We start from the raw sequence: 18,706 nt of genomic DNA on the forward strand, positions 1-18,706 counted from the left end.
ACTAAAATCTGACGGCTGACGGCTGACGGCTGACGGCTGACGGCTGACGGCTGACGACTAAACTATCAACCAAACGCGACATTGGCAAACACAGCCGTCATCAATATTGGGCATACAAAACGAATATACTGTGCAAACCAATAACGTACACCACTTGCAGCTTTATGCAATTGATTACCACGGCGCCATAACCAACCCACAGTGATAAAGTAAAATAAGCCCATCAGCGGTAATTGATACTGTGTTAATACCATAATCACTAAACCGAATAACCAATCAAAGTTAAAAATAATCAACGATGATGCTGTAAGTACTGTAAGGCTTACTAAAAAAGTCGCCTGTTTACGCTCTACTTGATGGTTTTCGACGAGAAAAGCCACCGGAATTTCGGTTGATGAAATTGTTGAAGTAAGCGATGCAATCGACATCAATACAAAAAATAGTAAACCAACTAACAACCCGACTTCACCCATGGTATTAAATAACTGCGGTAAAATTGCAAAAATTAACTGCCCTTCGCCCACCAATTTACCATCACTAAATACTTGAACGCCATTGTGCTGCGCCACATAAATGGCAGGAATAATTAATAAACCGGCTAAAAACGCCACCCCTGTATCTAGCAATGCTACCGATGCGGTTAAACGCGGTAAGTTAGCATCAGGCTGTAAGTACGAGCCATAAATCATCATACAACCCACACCCAGTGACAACGAAAAGAACGCCTGCCCCATTGCCGCAATAATTAATCCTGGGTCGAGTATTTGGCTAAAGTCAGGGACTAAATACGCAGCAAAGCCATTACTAGCGCCATCAAGCGTTGCTATATAAGCAATTAATCCCACCAGTAAAACCAACAACATAGGCATTAACCTGCGAGACCAAGTTTCAATCCCAGATTTAACTCCTTTGAGAATAATGCTCGCGGTGAGTAACAGCATCAGTGGCGTAAATATAAAATTACGTGCCATCGAGTCGGTTTTTAAAAACGTGCTGATTTCAGTAAACCCTAAAAATAGGGCTATAGGCTCAAGCGCGTAGGCAAGCATCCATCCAGCTACAATGGAGTAAAAGCTAAGCATCACAATAGCGCCTGCTAAGCCTAGGTAACCCGCAGCAGCACCTACTTGTGGCGCTTGCTCTTGCCATGCATTTCTGAGTGCTTTTACAGGATTAGCTTGCGCTTTATGACCTAAATATAATTCAGTATATAAAGCGGGTAATGCCAATAAAAATATTACAATAAAGTAGACTAGTAAAAATGCGCCGCCGCCATGATTTGCAGCTTGCGTGGGGAACCCCCAAATATTACCTAATCCTACCGCAGCGCCAGACGCTGCTAAAACAAAGCCAAGGCGGCTTTGAAAACCATCACGCGATTGTGCCATACATCTACAAATCTGTTATTATTTTTCATTATTGTGAATTAAACCATATTTCACAGTCACTGAGTAATAAATTTGCCTTGGCTTAAATAACCAGTGCACATTCGCACAAAATATAAACATGTTTATTCTTTTATCTCTTTAATTGTGGATTTTATGCCGGCGTTATTTTTTCAGCAGCAACTAGTCATTACAAAGCACACGATGCAGCCACTCAATACACACACTATTTTATTATGTGATGCCCAACATTTAAATATTGATAAGTTCGATTTAAATACGCTATTGAGCCCTTTTGAACTCGCGGTGATCACTCGTCGTAAAAGTAACAAAGCCAAGCAAGAATATTTAGCCACTCGACTGCTGCTTAAGTATTTAGTAAAGCAAAGCTCCCCAGAGTTTGCCAAGTTACCAGCTCATCATATTAGCTCTGAATTTGACGAGCCTAGCAGTAAATTACTCATACATATAACGGGCAGTAACACCGTGTTTAGCAGTTGCCTGTCGCACTCAAACTGTTTTGTCGGTGCCGCGCTGAATATTGAGCGAATTGAGTTTGGTTTTGATATTGAAAAAATAAGCACAAAGCGCCCATTTGAAAAGCTCGCAAAGCATTTTTACCACCCTGATGAAGTAAATTTAATAACGCAAAATCAACAACAAGGCGCTGAGCGATTTTTTAGAATATGGACCTTAAAAGAAGCACTCGCTAAAGCCACTTGCCAGCCGATTGCTAAATTACTGAGTCCCAATGTGTTTGATCAATTAACGCAGGCTCATTTGCGCGCTGTAAGCTGCCAATATAATGAGTTTGATGTGAGTGTAGTGAGTAATCAGAGCACTGACTGGCAGTGCTCTGTGGTAAATACTATCGACCAATTACGCGGCGTTTTGAACTTCTAATAAGCGGCTATGAATAGCTTGTACAACGCGATCCGATTCAGCTTGTTCGACCAAAAAGCATAAGTTGTGCTTACTAGCACCATGGCAGATTAAGCGAATATTAAAATCACTTAATACGTTCATTAAATTCATTTCGTGCTGACGTAATTGAATTTGTGAGCCAATCAGCGCCACTAGCGTTAAATTGTTCTCTACCGAGACATGGCAAAACTCTGCTAATTTATCTAAACAGTCTTGATCAAGCTCAGGACGCGATGCATTTGGCGCGTTATCCAATGTAATAGCCACGCTTATTTCTGACGTGGTAACTAAATCAACCGAGATATTAAACTCGCTTAAAATCGTAAACACGCGCGCTAAAAAGCCGCTGGCTAATAGCATTTCAGGGCTCTTAAGCGTAAGCAATAACTGGTTTTTACGCTGTGTAACTGCACGAATACCTGGCAATTGTGATTTTTCACGTTCAATCCACGTACCACCACGCTCTGGTTCACGGCTCGAACCTACAAAGACGTTAATGTGACTACGGCTTGCTGGTAAAATAGTCGCAGGGTGTAGCACTTTAGCGCCAAAAGTGGCCATTTCTGCTGCTTCATCAAAGCTTAAGCGCGCAATCGGTGTTGCTTTGGCACATAAACGTGGATCAGTACTAAATATGCCCACTACGTCTGTCCAAATATGCACGCTTTTGGCGTTAATTGCCTCGGCTAATAATGCTGCGCTGTAATCTGAACCGCCACGACCAAGAGTGGTCGTTTGGCCATGCGCATCACTGCCTATAAAACCTTGTGTGACAATAACGTGCTCAGCTAATAGCGGGATCAAATGCTCTTTCGCAGCCGCAGCGGTGGCCGCTACATCTGGTGTAGCCTTTGAAAACTGGCTGTCTGTTTTTAATACTTGGCGCACATCAAAACGAATTGCGTTTAAACCATTCAAACGCAGCACCTGAGTAAATAAATACGACGATAAGCGCTCACCAAAACTCAGGAGTTCATCTTGTTGTTGTTTTGATTTAACGCCTTCACTGGCTAAAGCTTGAAACGCTTTAATAGTTTCGTCAAAGCCATGGGCTAAGTCCGCATCAAGCGATAGCTCATTTAAAATAGCCTCTTGAATGGCTAACACGCCGGTGATGTTTTCTGCGCGTTCATCCATTGAGATATCTTTTTTACACAATGCAACAAGGTGATTAGTGACACCTGCACTGGCACTTACAGCCACTACGCGTACATTGTTATCGGCTACAATAATTTCACTGCAACGACTCATAGCGTCAAAGTTGGCCACACTGGTGCCGCCAAATTTTGCTACTACGTGATCTGTTTTTTGGTTTTGTGCTGACTGTTGCGCGTTATTAGCAGCTAATTGGGTATTCATGTCGTCTCCTTTTGTGGCATTCAAACCACGGTAATACAAGAAGAACTTGGCAAGGGGGTGCTCGATAAGAAAAGTCCACTGCCAGAAGCTCTCCACCTAATTTGGTGACAGTTTTGAGGATTCAGCCCCATAAACCGAAAAACCACTGTGACGTGCAGTTGTTTTCCTCGGCGAATATTTCCCTCCTTAATGGTCGTTGGCAGTCGTCGCCTCACATTAAGTACCTAAATACCGCACCTCTTCTGAATGTTAGATTAATTGCATTTTATAATTGCCAATTAAAATAACAAAGCCCACATAAAGTGGGCTTTGAAAGTTATCGTTTAGACGTCTAGCTGTCAAGTTGTTTTAATTAATAAAGGTCATTAAATAAAACTACCTGCTAGATATGAGCCCATATAACCGATTGTATACGCTATTAATAAATACAACGACATACGTAAATAACTTAAAAATGTGAGTGCTTTTACTTTACTCATCGCAATAATACCTGCCGCAGAGCCAATAATAAGCATTGAGCCGCCTACACCAGTTGCATACGTGAACGACAACCATTGTTGCGGACTCATGACTATTTCAGCTTTAAGCAGCGCAGCAGTCAGCGGGACGTTATCTACCGCAGCAGAGAGTATACCCATTAAGTAGTTTGCATACTCTGGTGCCATTAACTCATACAAATTCGTAAACTTGCTTAGCATACCCACTTCTTTTAGCGCACCAACAAGCAGTAGTACACCCACAAAAAACAGCAGCGTGTCGTATTCAATTTCACGAATGTAGTCGATGATTTTTTTGTTGACGTCTTTTTTGCGCATTAAAAATTGCGCCGTCAAAAACATTAACGATAAACCAAACAAGAACGTTAACAATGGAGGTACGTGATACATCACACTAAGTGTCAGCGTTGCAATAATCGTCGATAAGAAAATAACGGCAATGGTTATATCCGTTTTTTCAATTCGGCGATCTTCTTGCTTAGTAAACTGCACCGCACCGTTTAACCCAAATGACAGCATAACGGCCAATAAAGCAACACTAAATAATGCAGGGGCAATTAACAGTAGTAAATTTCCAATACTGACTTTACCATCAAGGAAAATCATCAAGGTTGTTACGTCACCAGTAATTAACGACACACCACCAGAGTTAACACTGAAGATGATTAACGTTGCGTACTTAATCAGTTTTTTCGGGTCCAGTTTTAACGACATAACAACGGCCAATGAAATTAGCGTCGCGGTAATGTTGTCTGAAATCGACGAGAATAAAAATGAAAAGCCACCAATCAAGAACATTAACTTTCGCTCGCTAATCGAGCTTGGCATGATCTTGTGCACAATATTTTGGATAAAACCTTTAGAGTTTAAATAGGCAACAAAGGTCATTGCAGCCATTAAAAACAACCATAATGTGGCAATCTCTAAAATATTGTGGTCAAGTTGGTGTTGTACACTTTCGGGGGTTTGCCCGTTTAAAGGCGAGATAAATAAGATAATCCAGCATAAAGTACCAAAGAAAAGCGTGGTTTTGGCCTTGTTTACATGGATAATATCCTCTATAACGATGAGCACGAATGCAAGCGCTATCAGGGTTAGGATAATTGCAGTTACCATGGCGTTTGAACAACCTTTATAAAAATGTAAAAATTGTATACTAGGTGCCAGTAATCGACACGGCGCGCAGTCTAGCACCAAAGGCTGTGTAAAACTATTGCCAATTTAATATTATATAAGTAATTGCTGTGTCCAAATAACACAGGTACACAGCACTCATTAGATTTTTTGGAGCTTTATGATCCCAGCTAAAAAGTTGCTAAATACCCTAACCGAGCACTGGGGAATGTTAGAGCTGCTATTTAAACGTTTTAAAATGGCCGATTTTAGCCTAAAAGACGTACAAAGTGCGATCAAACAAAAACAACCAACGTGGTCAAACGAACGGATCTATAAAGAAACCAATCGGCTTTTAAACCAAGATATTATTATTCCCTTGGCAAAATCATCTCAGCTTGAAATTAACCGTGCCATTGCAGATTTCGCCACCTTTTTATTGCAAGAAGAGCATTTAGGCCTAGCACAAGAAATTAGCGTATTGGTTGAAGATTTAGCACGCCTAGGTAACCGTTTAGATAATGCCGGTAGTATTGAAGACTACGATGAGATGCGCCGCTTTAGCCGCATTATGGATGATCGAGTGCGTAAAATAATGAAATTATTTGCCCACAATGAAAACGCCATTTTAAACATAGTCGAACAAGCTAAAGCCAATAACGCAGTGCAATCACTGCAAAAGCGCTATAAAGCCGTCATTGAAGCATTTGACGAGTACATAGAACCAATGCTTGAGATGGTTGATATTCGTGGCGATTTTCATGCGTGTTTTAGTACCATTGAAACACAAATAAGTACGCAAATTGAGTACATAGAGCGCTCAGGCAAAGCCTACCAAGACAAACGTATGCTAGAGCAACTGCGCACCCGCATTTTAGAGATGCACCTAGTAGGTCGCGAAAGCTTACGTAAAAGTGCTGATATGCTGATGCCACTGCGTGAAGAGTTGCGCCGCAATAATATGATCACTCGCCAAGCGGCAAAAGTGCTGGGATTGGTGCGTAAAAATGGTGTTGATAATATGCTAAGTGCAGTTCAACCTCATTTTGTATCTGACACGCAACGTTTTTCACTCGGGCAACAACGCCATATCATCGCTTATATGGCCACTTTAACGGAGTTTGAGCACAGCGAATATGAACTACCCGACCAAAACGATGTGCCTGCTTTTGTTACCCCTAATATTCCTGATTACAACAATGTAAAAGCGAACTTTAAAAAGCGCTTTAATGCGAAGCGTAAAAAACCACAACCATTATTAAGCTTTTTAGGGGAAAGCTACCCTGATCTTGAAGCAGACGAAATGCTATTTTTATATCAAAAGCTAGTAAGCGACACTGATATTGAAATAAATCAAAGCGATAAAAAAATGCGCGTTAAAATCGCAGGACAACATTTTTCACTCTTTCCTTTTAATACAACACCCTTTAATTCTAACCCTGTTGCATCTTCACAATCATCAACAGGTAATGAGTAACCGTTATGACACACATAAATTTAGATGAACTAAGCCACCTGCAAACGATTAATAAAAAATTAGTCACGGGCTATCATATTAGCGAACAAGATACGGTAATGTGGCAAGAACTTGATCAACAAATTGATGCATATCGCGCATTATTTAGCGCCCTTGGCCATGATTTACAACACGATAGCCGTGGTTTTTATTACTTTGCCAGTGACGAAAGCACCCCAAATATGGGAAAGATCTCCCGCGCGATTGCCCTAACCATTTACATTTTGATTGAACACTATGCCAACTCAGGTAAAGATCCAATGCGCGCCCTGTTTGATGAAGTGAATGACCTTGAACTAATGCAAACATTAGTACAGATGAACAAACACTTGTTTGATCAACTCGAAATTTTTTCAGGCTCTGACTTACGTAAAGACGTATACTTACGCATGATACGCTTAGGCCTTGCCCGTGAAGTGGAAAATGGCTTTATGTTACAAGCACCTGCTTATCGCTATATCGATGCATTAATGGAAGTGAACGAAGAAACCTATATTGGTGAGGACGAATAATGAAAAACCTTTACGGACTCAGCAAACTCGCACTTTTAAACACCGCAGGTTATGCAAAATGTGTGATCCCACTTGATAAAAGCAGCTCTATTTGTGCCCCTAATAATACCGGTAAAAGCTCGGTCATTAACGCCCTGCAATTTCCGCTTATTAATGATTTACGCCTTACCGAATGGGATGGCCATGATTTAGACGAAACCCGTAAGTTTTATTTCTCGTCAGATCAATCTTATATTTTACTTGAAGCCGACCTCCCCCATGGCCCTGTTGTTATTGGTGTAGCAGGGCTTGGTAAAATAGCAGGTTACGCGCATCAGTTTTTTTGTTACCAAGGAAAGCTTAACCTTGAGCAGTACACTCAAGGTAAAACCATTATAAAATTCACTAAGCTATTTAATCACTTAAAAGAGCAAGGCTTTAATCCTATTGAGCTTAAAGCGCAAGAATTAAACGCGTTATTAACGGGCGGTGCTACGCCATTTGATGGCGACATTAACTTAAAAATGATCCCGCTTAATAATGTGCAAGACTCGGCTATTTATAAAGAGATTTTCCGCCGAATTTTAAACTTGCATAAATTGGGTGCTGCAGATGTAAAACGCTTTATGTTGCGCGTGTTTGAACGCCATATGTCAAATTCAAAAGTCGATTTTTATGAAGTCTGGCGTCGCTCGTTCGATAAAGTAAACCGCGCAAAACGTGAGTTAAAAGCGCTAGAATCTATACAAGAGCCAATTAGCGCGCTTGAGTCTATGCTTGAAAACCAAACCGTGCTTAAAGGTAAACTGGCCGCATACGCACCAAAAATTGATCAAGCCTTAATTGATTTTGACACGTATCAAGAAGCGCAATTAGATGAACTTAATATCGCCCTTGAAAACATAGAGCACGAAAAGCACGAGTTTGAGCAAAAACAACAGCTTTATGTGCAGCAATCGCGTGATATTGAGCGCAGACAAACACAAATCGAGCAATGGTTTTTAGATTTTGGTGCACTAAAATCTGAATTTGAATTGGTGAATATGGCGACCTTAAAAGTGAGCCTTAGCCAGTTAAAGCAAGATTACGAGTCACTTTCGCACTCAATAAATAGTGCGCAAGGGCAAAGCTTACACACCCTTGACTACCGCATTAGCGAAACACAAAAGCAAATAAAAAGCTTAAAACTGCAACTTAAAAACCTTGAGTTCAATTTATTCACGCGTATGCGCGAGGACTTATCGTTAAAAGATGTTGAAGAAATTTCACGTATTTTAAACCCAGATATTCTCTCGTTCGCCACCACCAGCAATGGCGATATTGATATAACCGATGAGGATGTGTTTGGCGCATTTTTAGAGCAGTTATCAGATAACGTTAAAGGCGGTGTACTTACCCTGCCCGGCGCAACAATTAAACTTAAAAAGCTCTCATCAGTGCAAATGCAAAGCGGCGAGAACAAAGAGCAATTAACCGCCCAGCTAACAGCGCTTGAACATTCATTAAAGGAATTTAAGCAACAGCGCGATGTAGCTGCCAATGTAGCTGACAAACAAAAAGAAAAAGACGCGTTATACGATGAACTCATGTCAGCCGAAAGCGCGTTAAAACGCTTTGAACAGTTTGAGGTAATGCTGCAATCTGTCGATGCACAATCGATGCTCAAAGAACAATTACTTGCAGAGCGTGATCAAGTAGACGATTACTTACAAGATATTCAAAAAAATAGCGGCTCAATTGCTGATAGACGCTCGATTATTAAATCGAAAAAAGATCTTATTTCTCGCCAAGCAGATCGCCTACGCCAAGTGAAATCTGAACGAATTGACCATACTCTTGATTTGTATACTGGTAAAATCACCCCGTACATGATTGATATTCAAATCGACTTTGATAATCTCAGTGATTTAGTACACCACTTTAATAAAAACTGCCAAGAGCTACGTAACTTTGATATTAACGTGCGTAACACTTATTTGCATATTTATAATGCGGGTATTACTAAGTTTGATAACGAAAACGACGAGTTTAGTAAATACCAAAAACTCATCGGTGCATTTCATAATATTGATAATGAACGTGATGCTGTTGAGCGCCAAGCGCGTGTTGCACTGACCGAAGTGGCCGCAACTATTAAAGGCCTGCGGGAAGATTTAGACCGTCTGCGCCGTGAAATGAACAGCTTTAATAAAGGCATTAGTCAGCACCGTATTTCTAACTTACAAGCGTTTAAAATCAATGTAATACCACGTAAAATGCTGGTTGATAGTATTGATACAATTATCAGTACGTCAAACCAGTTTGAACAAGGTGATACATTAGATTTACTCAGCCAAGAACCTTACAGCGAAAGCGCGGTTAATGAAGCAAAAGATCATTTAATTAAGCTTGCCTCTGATAAAGCGGGTTTAACATTAACCGATTTATTTGATATTCGTTTTGAAGTGGTAAACCGCGCTGGCGAAACGGAGCACTTTGAAAAAATCGATTCAGCAGGTTCAAACGGAACGCGTATCACCATTAAATTATTATGCGGCATGCTGTTTATTCGCTACCTATTGAGCGACCAAGAACAAAACTTATACCGTATTCCTATTTACATTGATGAGGCGGCCGATATCGACCCGCAAAACCAAAAAGCAATTATAGAGACCGCATTAAGCTTTGGTTTTGTGCCAATATTTGCCTCGGTAAAACCACAAATTAGCTGCGATTACATTGTGCCTATTCGCTCAGTTAAAGATGGCGCACAAAACTGGGTCGATGAAAAAGATTGGATAGAAGTAGAGCACACTACTGATGACTAATTAATCTATAATTCAGCTAATAACACCTAAACTTACAACCAAGTAACTTGAACTCTGGATAATAAGTCTATTTTCAGTCGCTAGTTTAAATGGCAAGTTTCAACGCTAACTACGTTGAATTTACTTGCAATTGGAAAGCGTCTGACGCGTAAGTTAGTAAATATCTTAACCAGAGTTCGAGTTAGGTAAACTTTAATAACACAAACATATTGAAAAATGTCATTTGTGGGATTTTTTTTATGTTATGTTATCAAATGAATAGAGTTTAAATTTGCCAAGGAGCAAACGTGATGAAAAACCTACTAATTGCAACAGCAGTGCTATTTTTAGCAGCATGCGCAAAAACCCCTGATTGGGATTACGATAAATCGGCTGATTTTAGTAATTATAAAACCTTTGCTTGGGTTCAAGATGCTAGTTTAACTAAAAATACGACCAATTATCAGATCAGTCCATTAATGGAAAAGCGCGTACGTGATGCAGTTAATACAGAGCTGACAAACATGGGCATGCAGTTGAGCGAAATAACGCAAGCTGATGTACTTATTAACTATCATGCATCGGTAGACACTAAAATTGATGTCGACACATTTAACACCGGTTACAGCGCACGTTGGAACTACTGGGGTATGGGTTACAATACACAAACAACAACGCGTGAATATGAAGTAGGCACGTTAATTGTTGATGTTGTTGACCGTGCATCAAATCAATTAGTATGGCGCGGAGCAAAAGAAGGTCGATTAAGAAAAAATCAATCACCTGAAGCGCGCACTGACGCAATTACTAAAACAGTGGCTGATATTCTAAGTAACTTCCCACCAGATAAGCAGTAATAAAATAACTCTTCATAATAGAAAGTGCATATTATGCGCTTTCTATTATTGAAAAGAGCTAAAAACCACGTGTTTTCTTTACTTAAATACACCCAATGACATTAGCTCCCCCCCTTAAACATACACATACAAATACGCTGTGCTGTAAAGCTTTATCGCTAGGTATTAATGTGTATGAGCATTTAACGTATAAAAATAAACCCCGCATAAAATACGAGGTTATATACTTAAAGGTTATATACTTAAAGGTTAAAGTTCACCTGGTTGAAAGTTATCTACCGCAATAGCCTGTTTGCGTAAATTATTAGCTTCGTGCAACTTTACGCCTTGCTCGGCTGTTATGAGCTGCTTTTCAATCGCATTGGTAATCGCCGTTTCAATATCATCATTGCGGCTAAGGGTGCCGTCGCGTTGCCACTTTTTCAACTGCTTGAATGCATCACTGGTATTATGCATAGCAATAAAGGCATTTTCCATTACGCCAGTCCCTGCTTTATCATCCACATAACATAAATGCGTTAAACGGTTTCTGAATACTCCAGGTTGGGTCATACGCTCACACATTGCCTGAGCAAGATCATCACTCGGACGATGATAATGATTACCAAACGGAAATACGATTCGCTTTAGAGCAAAGTTAACAACTGGGTTTGAGAAGTTCTTGAAAAAGCCGTTAAACGCTTGACCTATTTCAAATAACGATAATTCAACGGCATATTTAACAAAAGGCAAATCGGCTTGTTGACGTCCTTCATCTTCAAAACGTTTTAACACGCATGAAGCTAAGTAAAGGTGGCTTAATACATCACCTAAACGTGCAGAGATCATTTCTTTACGCTTAAGCTCTCCCCCTAAAATGAGCATCGCCACATCCGTACAAAAAGCTAAACCACGACTCATTCGCCCAAGCTGCTTATAATAATCTGCGGTTGCGCCACATACTGGGGATTTAGCAAAGTAACTACGCGTTAAACCATGGATTAACGCCATACTCGCATTAGTTGCAGCAAATAAAATATGCTGCTGTAGTAAAGAATCAAATTCTTTTAACGCGAGTTCATCATCTTCCATTGCCGCAGCTTCCATTTCTTTTAATACAAATGGATGGCAACGAGTTGCTCCTTGGCCAAAGATCATTAAATTACGGGTTAAAATATTTGCCCCTTCCACCGTAATTGATACCGGTATACCCATATAGCCATGTGCTAAATAGTTATTAGGACCCACTTGTATTCCCTTACCTGAATGAATATCCATTGCATCATTCATAACTGTACGGCCCATTTCAGTCATATGGTATTTAGCAATTGCGGTCACCACTGATGGGCTCAATTTTAAATCTATTGCCCCTGCGGTCATTAAACGACACGCTTCAAGGCTATACGTTAATCCACCAATACGTGCAAGTGCTTCTTGTACACCTTCAAATTGACCAATTGATACACCAAATTGCTGGCGAACCGTTGCATAAGCAGATGTCATTCGCGCACACAAATGCCCTGTCGCGCTACTTAGTGCTGGCAATGAAATACCACGCCCTGCGCTTAGGCACTCAACCAACATTCGCCAGCCTCGACCAGCACCTTGTTGACCACCGATGATCCAATCAAGGGGAATAAAGACATCTTTACCGTACGTTGTGCCATTCATAAACGCCATGTTAAGCGGAAAGTGACGCTCCCCAGTCTCTACCCCAGGGTGATCTGTTGGGATCAGTGCACACGTGATCCCTAATTCTTTGTCTTTACCTAATAAACTATCCGGATCATACATTTTAAATGCTAAACCAAGTACTGTCGCAACAGGGGCTAGTGTTATGTAACGTTTTGACCAATTTAAACGTAGACCAATGACTTCCTGACCTTCAAACTCGCCTTTACATACAATACCTGAATCGGGGATACTGCCCGCATCAGAGCCGGCTTCTGGACCAGTAAGTGCAAAACACGGTACATCTTTACCACTTGCTAAGTTTGGTAGCCAGCGCGCTTGTTGTTCTGTGGTTCCATAATGTAATAGTAATTCGCCTGGGCCTAAACTATTTGGCACCATAACCGTCACTGCGGCCGTTAAACTCTTAGTCGCAATTTTTGCGACTATGGTTGAATTAGCGATAGCAGAGAATTGGCGTCCACCGAATTTTTCAGGAATTATCAACGCAAAAAAACCTTGGACTTTTAGGTAATCCCATACTTCTTTAGGTAAGTCTTTATCTTTTTGCACAATTTGATAGTCATCAAGCATCGCCAGTAATGTTTCGACCTCAGAGTCTAAAAACGCACGCTCTTTTTTACTCAACTCAGGCTTTGGGTAACTATGTAAAACCTGCCAATCGGGATTGCCGCTAAAAAGTTGCCCATCCCACCATACATCGCCTGCTTCCATTGCTTCACGTTCAGTTTGCGATAACGGCGGTAACACTTTTTTAAACATTTTAAACGTTGGTCGGCTTACTAGACTTAAGCGGATATCTTTTACCGCAAAAATGACTATTACCACCACCAGTAATAATACAAACACTGACATGGGAACGATCCTTATAAATTAATAAAAATACACTCCTTCAATTATGGCTGATCCTTGTATAAATACAATGTCGCTGTAAACATGTGTTACCCATAATGTTCAATGCTAGGCTTGATAAATTTTGCCTAACTTCAAGACGCTGCTATTATCCCACGTGATAAATAACAAATATAAGGGTCAACATGACTACTCCACATTTTAAGCTCAGTTTGAGCGCTTTAATGGTCGCCAGCACATTAGCATTAAGTGGCTGCAACCAAGATACAACAAACACATCAGCTCAAGCTGTCAGCCCTGCGCCAGTGACGGCACAAGACGCACAAACCTTTTTAGATGCAACAGAGCTTGAACTCAATGCACTGTATTTAGAATCAAGCCGCGCAGAATGGATTTACGCTAACTTTATTACACACGACACCTCTGCACTTTCGGCCGAAGTAAATCGCAAGATGACAGAAGCGGTTGTTCGCCTTGCAAATGAAGCTGCGCAATTTGATTCTCTTGAACTGGGTTATGACGCACGTCGTAAGCTTGATAAATTAAAACTCGCTTTAACTTTACCAGCCCCACAAAATGCGGAAAAAACAGCGCAACTTTCTCAGCTTGTCGCTGAACTAGGCGGTATTTACGGCAAAGGAAAATACTGTAAAGAAGACGGCAACTGCCTAAGCTTAGGTGATATGACGTCTAAAATGGCCACTAGCCGCGATTACAACGAGCTACTTGATTTGTGGCAAGGCTGGCGTCAGGTTTCAAAACCAATGCGCCCGCTTTATGAGCAACAAGTTGCCCTTACTAATGAAGGTGCAAAAGAACTTGGTTATGCAGACACTGGCGCAATGTGGCGTAGTAAATACGATATGCCAGCCGATGATTTCGCTAAAGAACTTGACCGTATTTGGGGCCAAGTAAAGCCACTATATGATTCACTTCATTGCCATGTTCGCGCTAAGCTAGGCGAAAAATACGGCGAAGATAAAGTACCGCAAGATCAAGCTATTCCTGCGCATTTATTAGGGAACATGTGGGCGCAATCATGGGGCAATATTTACGATGTAGTTGCACCTGAAAATGCTGATCCTGGTTATGACGTAACAGCATTATTAGCGCAGCATAAGTACGATGAGCTTAAAATGGTTCGCGGCGCAGAAAAATTCTTCACTTCAATGGGTTTTGACGCACTTCCAGACACTTTTTACGAACGTTCATTGTTCACTAAGCCTGCCGATCGCGACGTTCAGTGTCACGCCTCAGCGTGGAATATTGACAGTAAAGACGATTTACGTATTAAAATGTGTATTCAACGCACTGGTGAAGAGTTCTCTGTTATTCACCATGAGTTAGGCCACAACTTCTATCAACGCGCTTACAATACACAGCCACTTTACTATCAAGAAAGTGCTAATGATGGTTTCCATGAAGCAATTGGTGACACGATTGCCCTGTCAGTTACGCCTGGATACTTAAAAGAAATTGGTTTATTAGAGCAAGTGCCTGATGAATCAAAAGACATTGGCCTATTAATGAAAATGGCATTAGATAAAGTTGCTTTCATTCCATTTGGATTATTAGTAGATCAATGGCGCTGGCAAGTATTCTCTGGTGAAGTAACACCGCAAAACTACAATAAAGCATGGTGGGAATTACGTGAAAAATACCAAGGTGTTAAAGCACCCATCGCGCGTAGCGAAACTGATTTTGATCCAGGCGCTAAATACCACGTACCGGGCAATACGCCGTACACGCGTTATTTCTTAGCACATATTTTACAATTTGATTTCCACCGTAGTTTATGTGAAATAGCAGGCAATAAAGAAGCCATTCATCGCTGTTCGGTTTATAACTCAAAAGCGGCCGGTGAAAAGCTTAATACTATGCTAGAAATGGGCTCAAGCCGCCCTTGGCAAGAAGCCTTAGCAACTGTAACGGGTAAGCCTGAAATGGATGCAACAGCACTACTTGATTATTTTGCGCCACTGCAAAAGTACCTTGATAAACAAAACAAAGGTCGCCAATGCGGTTGGTAAGCAGGTTTTAATATAATTCAATTCTAAAATACAAAAGCCAGCTCAAGTGAGCTGGCTTTTTAGTACTTTACAGTTAAAAATTAAATTAGAACTGTAAGCTTACATTTGCAAAGTAAGCATCTGAGCCAGAATCATCCCAGTTATTACCGTAACCCGCTTTTAAACCAACATTTTTATTGAAGAAATGTTGAGCACCCAAGGTGTAATCATCGTTTTTATTAAATGTAACAAACGCTGATGTCGCTTTTGAGAAGTAGTAATTAGAGCCTAAAACCCAATCACTTGATGCATTGTCATTATCTGACACTGTTGCTTCAACTGTTAGGTAGTTACCTTGTTGAAGATCCATGAAATATTTAACATTCAACGCACGATAATCAAACTCATCATCTGCTGTAACAGTAAAACCGATATAATCAGTGCTGTTCAACTTGTGATTGTAAGCTACATCAAAAAAGAAACGATTGTCTGCATTTTCAACATCAACAAATCTTACTTTTAACAGTAAGTCAGGGTTGAAAAAGTAACCTGCTGATAATTGAATCATATCTGCGCTTGAACCAAGATCTAAATCTAGGTTTTGGTATTCAGCACCAAGTACAAAACTATCTAGAAAATACTCACCGCCCACAGTAGCTCGGTCGCTAAAATCATCATCTGAATACTTACCGTATACATTACTTTGTTTATTGATGTATTCGAACTGGTCATAAGGACCTAGTGTCATTTTTGGTGAGAAATAGTATGTTGAATCAAGGCTAATTGTGTCATTACCATCTGTATCCATATATTGTAGATGGCTAACTGATTCATAAGTGTCTGCAGCAGCCGCGGCACTTGAAAGAAGAATACTCGAAATTATCACTGCTAGTTTTTTCATTATAAGATTTCCCTATTAAATTGTTACATTGCTATGTCTTTAGCCGACTGGCTAAGACGTGGGCATGCTAACGTTCCCAAACTGAACAAACACTTAACTAAGTGCTTGTTTTTAGTTGCTTAAATGTTAAGGGATGTTAAGGCTGGGATATCTATATAGCAAAAACGCGGACATTTTTGCTATACATGAAAAAACTAGTTTATTCCTTTAAAGCGCATATTGACTGATAATACGGTACACATCGTTGATGTTGTCGCCTGATTTGAAGTCTTTACTGATCGGCGTAGGGTCTGAGCCAACCCAAATTTTTAACTCTGCATCTAAATCAAAATGACCGGCACTTTCTTTACTAAATTTAGTTATTTTTGAGTAACCAATGCTGATCATCTCTATTTTAGAACCCGTTACGCCCTGCTTATCAATTAAAATGAGTCGTTTATTAGTAAAAATAAACATATCACGTACTACTTTATACGCTTTTTCAACTTGTTCACCTTCGACAAGTGTATTTGTTAATACCTTTTCTAAATCGGCATCATCAACTTCACTTGCGTTACCCATTAATCCGCTAAATAAACCCATTATATTTTCTCCTGTGTAAATATTTGGTTTTCTAATGTATGACCATTCACTAACTGTCGATAGCGCCAGCCTTGTTGATGGCAATATTGCAGTAATTCAATATCAAACAAAGACGCTGTTTTTTGATATTCAACAACATATTCCTTTGCTTGACTCATATAAACTCTATTAACTGCTGCTAAGCTTTGAATGCTTTGCTCAATATTAGGATAGTTTTCAGCAAACAGTATTGTCATGTGATGCTGTGTTTGTTCTATATTGCTGTTTGCTTGGTGTTCAGTGATTTTACCTTTATCAAGGTGTAACACTTGCCCACATAATCGCTCTAATTCTGTGAGGTCATGTGAACTTAAAATAAACGTCGCTTCCTCACTTAAGTTTGAAACAAGCTCTCTCACTTCACGTGCGTGAATAGGATCGAGCCCAGCTGTAGCTTCATCAAGCATTACAATTTCGGGTTTGCCTATTAAAGCCTGCCCTATTGTTACGCGCTTACGCATGCCGTGCGATAAATCATCACTGCGTTGTTTTGCAACCTCAGCTAAACCAACTAATTCGAGTACTCTGAGAGCTTCTGATTGACTTTGCTTAGTCGTTAGCCCTTGCAGTTGCCCATAAAATGTTAACTGATGCGCAATACTAAAACGAGGATCTAACTGGGCATCTTGTGGCAACGCTGATAGCTTTCCAAACAATGCACTTGCGCCAGGGCGGTGCCCCATTATGGATAAACTGCCTGATGTAGGCATGATATAACCGCATAACAGACTAAATAAGGTTGTTTTACCGGCCCCATTTGGGCCAACTAATGCTACGGGTGCACCTTTTTTAACTTCAAAGCTCACTTGATCTAACGCTAATTTAGCCCCGTACTGTTTAGAGAGTCCGTTAGCCTGTATTAATGTACTCATAGTGAACTCCTTGAGAAGATACGCTGTGCTGCCACTAACAACACCACTGTTTGTAATAAAGGAATACCTATACTGCTAAATAAATCTGCATTCTGCCCTGCAACCTGCTCAAGCTGAACGCCGGGAAATATATAATTAAGAATAGCAAATATAGGTAGTTGCCAGCTCATAAGGCTAACGACAATATTACCCATTGCAAAAAATAATATGGCCATGATCACCGTTAATCGTGAAGATCGAGCAATAGTATTTAAAAACGTCATTAACGCAATAAATGGTAGTACGGTGACCACTAAATAGAAAAACAAAACTAGGCTGCGATTTAGCCCGCTTAACAATAGCGATGACTCTCTAAATGCAAGTGTTGCCACTGTTGCGACTAAAGTGATGGTAATTAATATTGCTAAAATAAGTACCTGACCTAAAAAACGGCCAAATAATATTTCGCTGCGCGTTGCCCGTAATGACAAAAAGCGTAGTGTACCGCGTTGTCTATCACCCACAATTTGGTCACTACACAAAAATAAGCAAAAAATAGGAAAGCTATACAAAGCAATTAGCCAATACATCGCCAACTCAGCTTCAGGCCACATTAATAGTTTACTTAAACCAATGACGCCAAATATATGTTGAGCAACTGCAGCAAGCTCAGGTGAACTCATAGTGCTTACCGCTTGTCCTACTGGGTAGCGTAAAATAAGCAACCAACAAATAGTAAATGCAGCAACGGCAAGTAAGCCACGTTTAGTTAAAAACAGTCGGGTTAGTTCAAACAAAGTAATATTTAAAAGTCGCTTGGGGTTTAATTGCGTCACACAAAGTCCTAATCGTGAAAGTGTTTTCCTTACATTA

14 protein-coding genes and 1 riboswitch are annotated in these 18,706 nt (G+C 40.3%); of the genes, 6 read left to right on the forward strand and 8 right to left on the reverse strand.

The annotated features are described in order from the left end of the window. Window positions 1-65: 65 nt before the first annotated feature. Window positions 66-1,388 (reverse strand): sodium-dependent transporter, encoded by a 1,323-nt coding sequence (locus ACJJVX_RS15865; RefSeq protein WP_054205670.1) that lies wholly within the window; start codon window positions 1,386-1,388, stop codon window positions 66-68. A gap of 153 nt (window positions 1,389-1,541) precedes the next feature. On the opposite strand from ACJJVX_RS15865, the gene ACJJVX_RS15870 reads away from it, so the two are divergent. Further along, window positions 1,542-2,288 carry a 4'-phosphopantetheinyl transferase family protein gene (locus tag ACJJVX_RS15870; protein WP_405632354.1) on the forward strand — a complete coding sequence of 249 codons (747 nt, stop codon included), beginning with the start codon at window positions 1,542-1,544 and terminating at the stop codon, window positions 2,286-2,288. Here ACJJVX_RS15870 and lysC read toward each other — a convergent pair. Continuing rightward, window positions 2,265-3,668 carry a lysine-sensitive aspartokinase 3 gene (gene lysC, locus ACJJVX_RS15875; protein WP_405632357.1) on the reverse strand — a complete coding sequence of 468 codons (1,404 nt, stop codon included), beginning with the start codon at window positions 3,666-3,668 and terminating at the stop codon, window positions 2,265-2,267. The genes ACJJVX_RS15870 and lysC overlap by 24 nt on opposite strands. Before the next feature lie 77 nt (window positions 3,669-3,745). Then, a riboswitch (Lysine riboswitch) is annotated at window positions 3,746-3,918 on the reverse strand. 115 nt (window positions 3,919-4,033) lie between these two features. After that, window positions 4,034-5,281 (reverse strand): sodium:proton antiporter NhaD, encoded by a 1,248-nt coding sequence (nhaD, locus tag ACJJVX_RS15880; RefSeq protein WP_054205667.1) that lies wholly within the window; start codon window positions 5,279-5,281, stop codon window positions 4,034-4,036. A gap of 178 nt (window positions 5,282-5,459) precedes the next feature. Between nhaD and ACJJVX_RS15885 the strand changes: the two genes are divergently transcribed. From ACJJVX_RS15885 to ACJJVX_RS15900, 4 genes are all read left to right on the forward strand, one after another. Further along, window positions 5,460-6,755 (forward strand): hypothetical protein, encoded by a 1,296-nt coding sequence (locus ACJJVX_RS15885; RefSeq protein ID WP_054455529.1) that lies wholly within the window; start codon window positions 5,460-5,462, stop codon window positions 6,753-6,755. Window positions 6,756-6,760: 5 nt separating this feature from the next. After that, window positions 6,761-7,306 carry a condensin complex protein MksE gene (locus tag ACJJVX_RS15890; RefSeq protein WP_054205665.1) on the forward strand — a complete coding sequence of 182 codons (546 nt, stop codon included), beginning with the start codon at window positions 6,761-6,763 and terminating at the stop codon, window positions 7,304-7,306. Beyond that, complete coding sequence (locus ACJJVX_RS15895) at window positions 7,306-10,092, forward strand: ATPase (protein ID WP_405632361.1); 2,787 nt, start codon at window positions 7,306-7,308, stop codon at window positions 10,090-10,092. The genes ACJJVX_RS15890 and ACJJVX_RS15895 overlap by 1 nt, the downstream gene beginning before the upstream one ends. Before the next feature lie 290 nt (window positions 10,093-10,382). Then, a complete protein-coding gene (locus ACJJVX_RS15900; RefSeq protein WP_054205663.1) occupies window positions 10,383-10,928 on the forward strand; it encodes a DUF4136 domain-containing protein in 546 nt (181 codons plus the stop codon). A gap of 249 nt (window positions 10,929-11,177) precedes the next feature. Here the strand turns inward: ACJJVX_RS15900 and ACJJVX_RS15905 are convergent, their stop codons facing one another. Next, on the reverse strand, window positions 11,178-13,454 hold the full coding sequence (locus ACJJVX_RS15905) for an acyl-CoA dehydrogenase (RefSeq protein ID WP_405632364.1): 2,277 nt from the start codon (window positions 13,452-13,454) through the stop codon (window positions 11,178-11,180). Window positions 13,455-13,636: 182 nt separating this feature from the next. On the opposite strand from ACJJVX_RS15905, the gene ACJJVX_RS15910 reads away from it, so the two are divergent. Further along, window positions 13,637-15,481, forward strand: coding sequence for a M2 family metallopeptidase (locus ACJJVX_RS15910; RefSeq protein WP_054205661.1), 1,845 nt, complete (start codon window positions 13,637-13,639; stop codon window positions 15,479-15,481). An 85-nt stretch (window positions 15,482-15,566) separates the two neighbouring features. Here the strand turns inward: ACJJVX_RS15910 and ACJJVX_RS15915 are convergent, their stop codons facing one another. The 4 genes from ACJJVX_RS15915 to ACJJVX_RS15930 all read right to left on the reverse strand — a co-directional run bounded on the left by ACJJVX_RS15915 (window position 15,567) and on the right by ACJJVX_RS15930 (window position 18,669). Then, the gene (locus tag ACJJVX_RS15915; protein WP_054205660.1) at window positions 15,567-16,361 is read right to left on the reverse strand and encodes a putative porin; all 795 of its coding nucleotides are present in this window, start codon (window positions 16,359-16,361) and stop codon (window positions 15,567-15,569) included. A gap of 207 nt (window positions 16,362-16,568) precedes the next feature. After that, window positions 16,569-16,943 carry a PH domain-containing protein gene (locus tag ACJJVX_RS15920; protein WP_405632368.1) on the reverse strand — a complete coding sequence of 125 codons (375 nt, stop codon included), beginning with the start codon at window positions 16,941-16,943 and terminating at the stop codon, window positions 16,569-16,571. Then, window positions 16,943-17,854, reverse strand: a complete 912-nt coding sequence (locus tag ACJJVX_RS15925; RefSeq protein WP_170173419.1) for an ABC transporter ATP-binding protein — start codon at window positions 17,852-17,854, stop codon at window positions 16,943-16,945. The genes ACJJVX_RS15920 and ACJJVX_RS15925 overlap by 1 nt, the downstream gene beginning before the upstream one ends. Beyond that, on the reverse strand, window positions 17,851-18,669 hold the full coding sequence (locus ACJJVX_RS15930; protein WP_405632370.1) for an ABC transporter permease subunit: 819 nt from the start codon (window positions 18,667-18,669) through the stop codon (window positions 17,851-17,853). Before ACJJVX_RS15930 ends, ACJJVX_RS15925 begins: the two co-directional genes overlap by 4 nt. Between the last annotated feature and the right edge of the window lie 37 nt (window positions 18,670-18,706).

Source organism: Pseudoalteromonas sp. Ld20 (genome assembly GCF_045064175.1).
Classification (GTDB): domain Bacteria; phylum Pseudomonadota; class Gammaproteobacteria; order Enterobacterales; family Alteromonadaceae; genus Pseudoalteromonas; species Pseudoalteromonas neustonica.

Excerpts from the sequence above, each read along its gene's own strand:
- ACJJVX_RS15865 (WP_054205670.1), bottom strand. The coding sequence starts at position 1,388 with ATGGCACAATCGCGTGATGGTTTTCAAAGCCGCCTTGGCTTTGTTTTA.
- ACJJVX_RS15870 (WP_405632354.1), top strand. The coding sequence starts at position 1,542 with ATGCCGGCGTTATTTTTTCAGCAGCAACTAGTCATTACAAAGCACACG.
- lysC (WP_405632357.1), bottom strand. The coding sequence starts at position 3,668 with ATGAATACCCAATTAGCTGCTAATAACGCGCAACAGTCAGCACAAAAC.
- nhaD (WP_054205667.1), bottom strand. The coding sequence starts at position 5,281 with ATGGTAACTGCAATTATCCTAACCCTGATAGCGCTTGCATTCGTGCTC.
- ACJJVX_RS15885 (WP_054455529.1), top strand. The coding sequence starts at position 5,460 with ATGATCCCAGCTAAAAAGTTGCTAAATACCCTAACCGAGCACTGGGGA.
- ACJJVX_RS15890 (WP_054205665.1), top strand. The coding sequence starts at position 6,761 with ATGACACACATAAATTTAGATGAACTAAGCCACCTGCAAACGATTAAT.
- ACJJVX_RS15895 (WP_405632361.1), top strand. The coding sequence starts at position 7,306 with ATGAAAAACCTTTACGGACTCAGCAAACTCGCACTTTTAAACACCGCA.
- ACJJVX_RS15900 (WP_054205663.1), top strand. The coding sequence starts at position 10,383 with ATGAAAAACCTACTAATTGCAACAGCAGTGCTATTTTTAGCAGCATGC.
- ACJJVX_RS15905 (WP_405632364.1), bottom strand. The coding sequence starts at position 13,454 with ATGTCAGTGTTTGTATTATTACTGGTGGTGGTAATAGTCATTTTTGCG.
- ACJJVX_RS15910 (WP_054205661.1), top strand. The coding sequence starts at position 13,637 with ATGACTACTCCACATTTTAAGCTCAGTTTGAGCGCTTTAATGGTCGCC.
- ACJJVX_RS15915 (WP_054205660.1), bottom strand. The coding sequence starts at position 16,361 with ATGAAAAAACTAGCAGTGATAATTTCGAGTATTCTTCTTTCAAGTGCC.
- ACJJVX_RS15920 (WP_405632368.1), bottom strand. The coding sequence starts at position 16,943 with ATGGGTTTATTTAGCGGATTAATGGGTAACGCAAGTGAAGTTGATGAT.
- ACJJVX_RS15925 (WP_170173419.1), bottom strand. The coding sequence starts at position 17,854 with ATGAGTACATTAATACAGGCTAACGGACTCTCTAAACAGTACGGGGCT.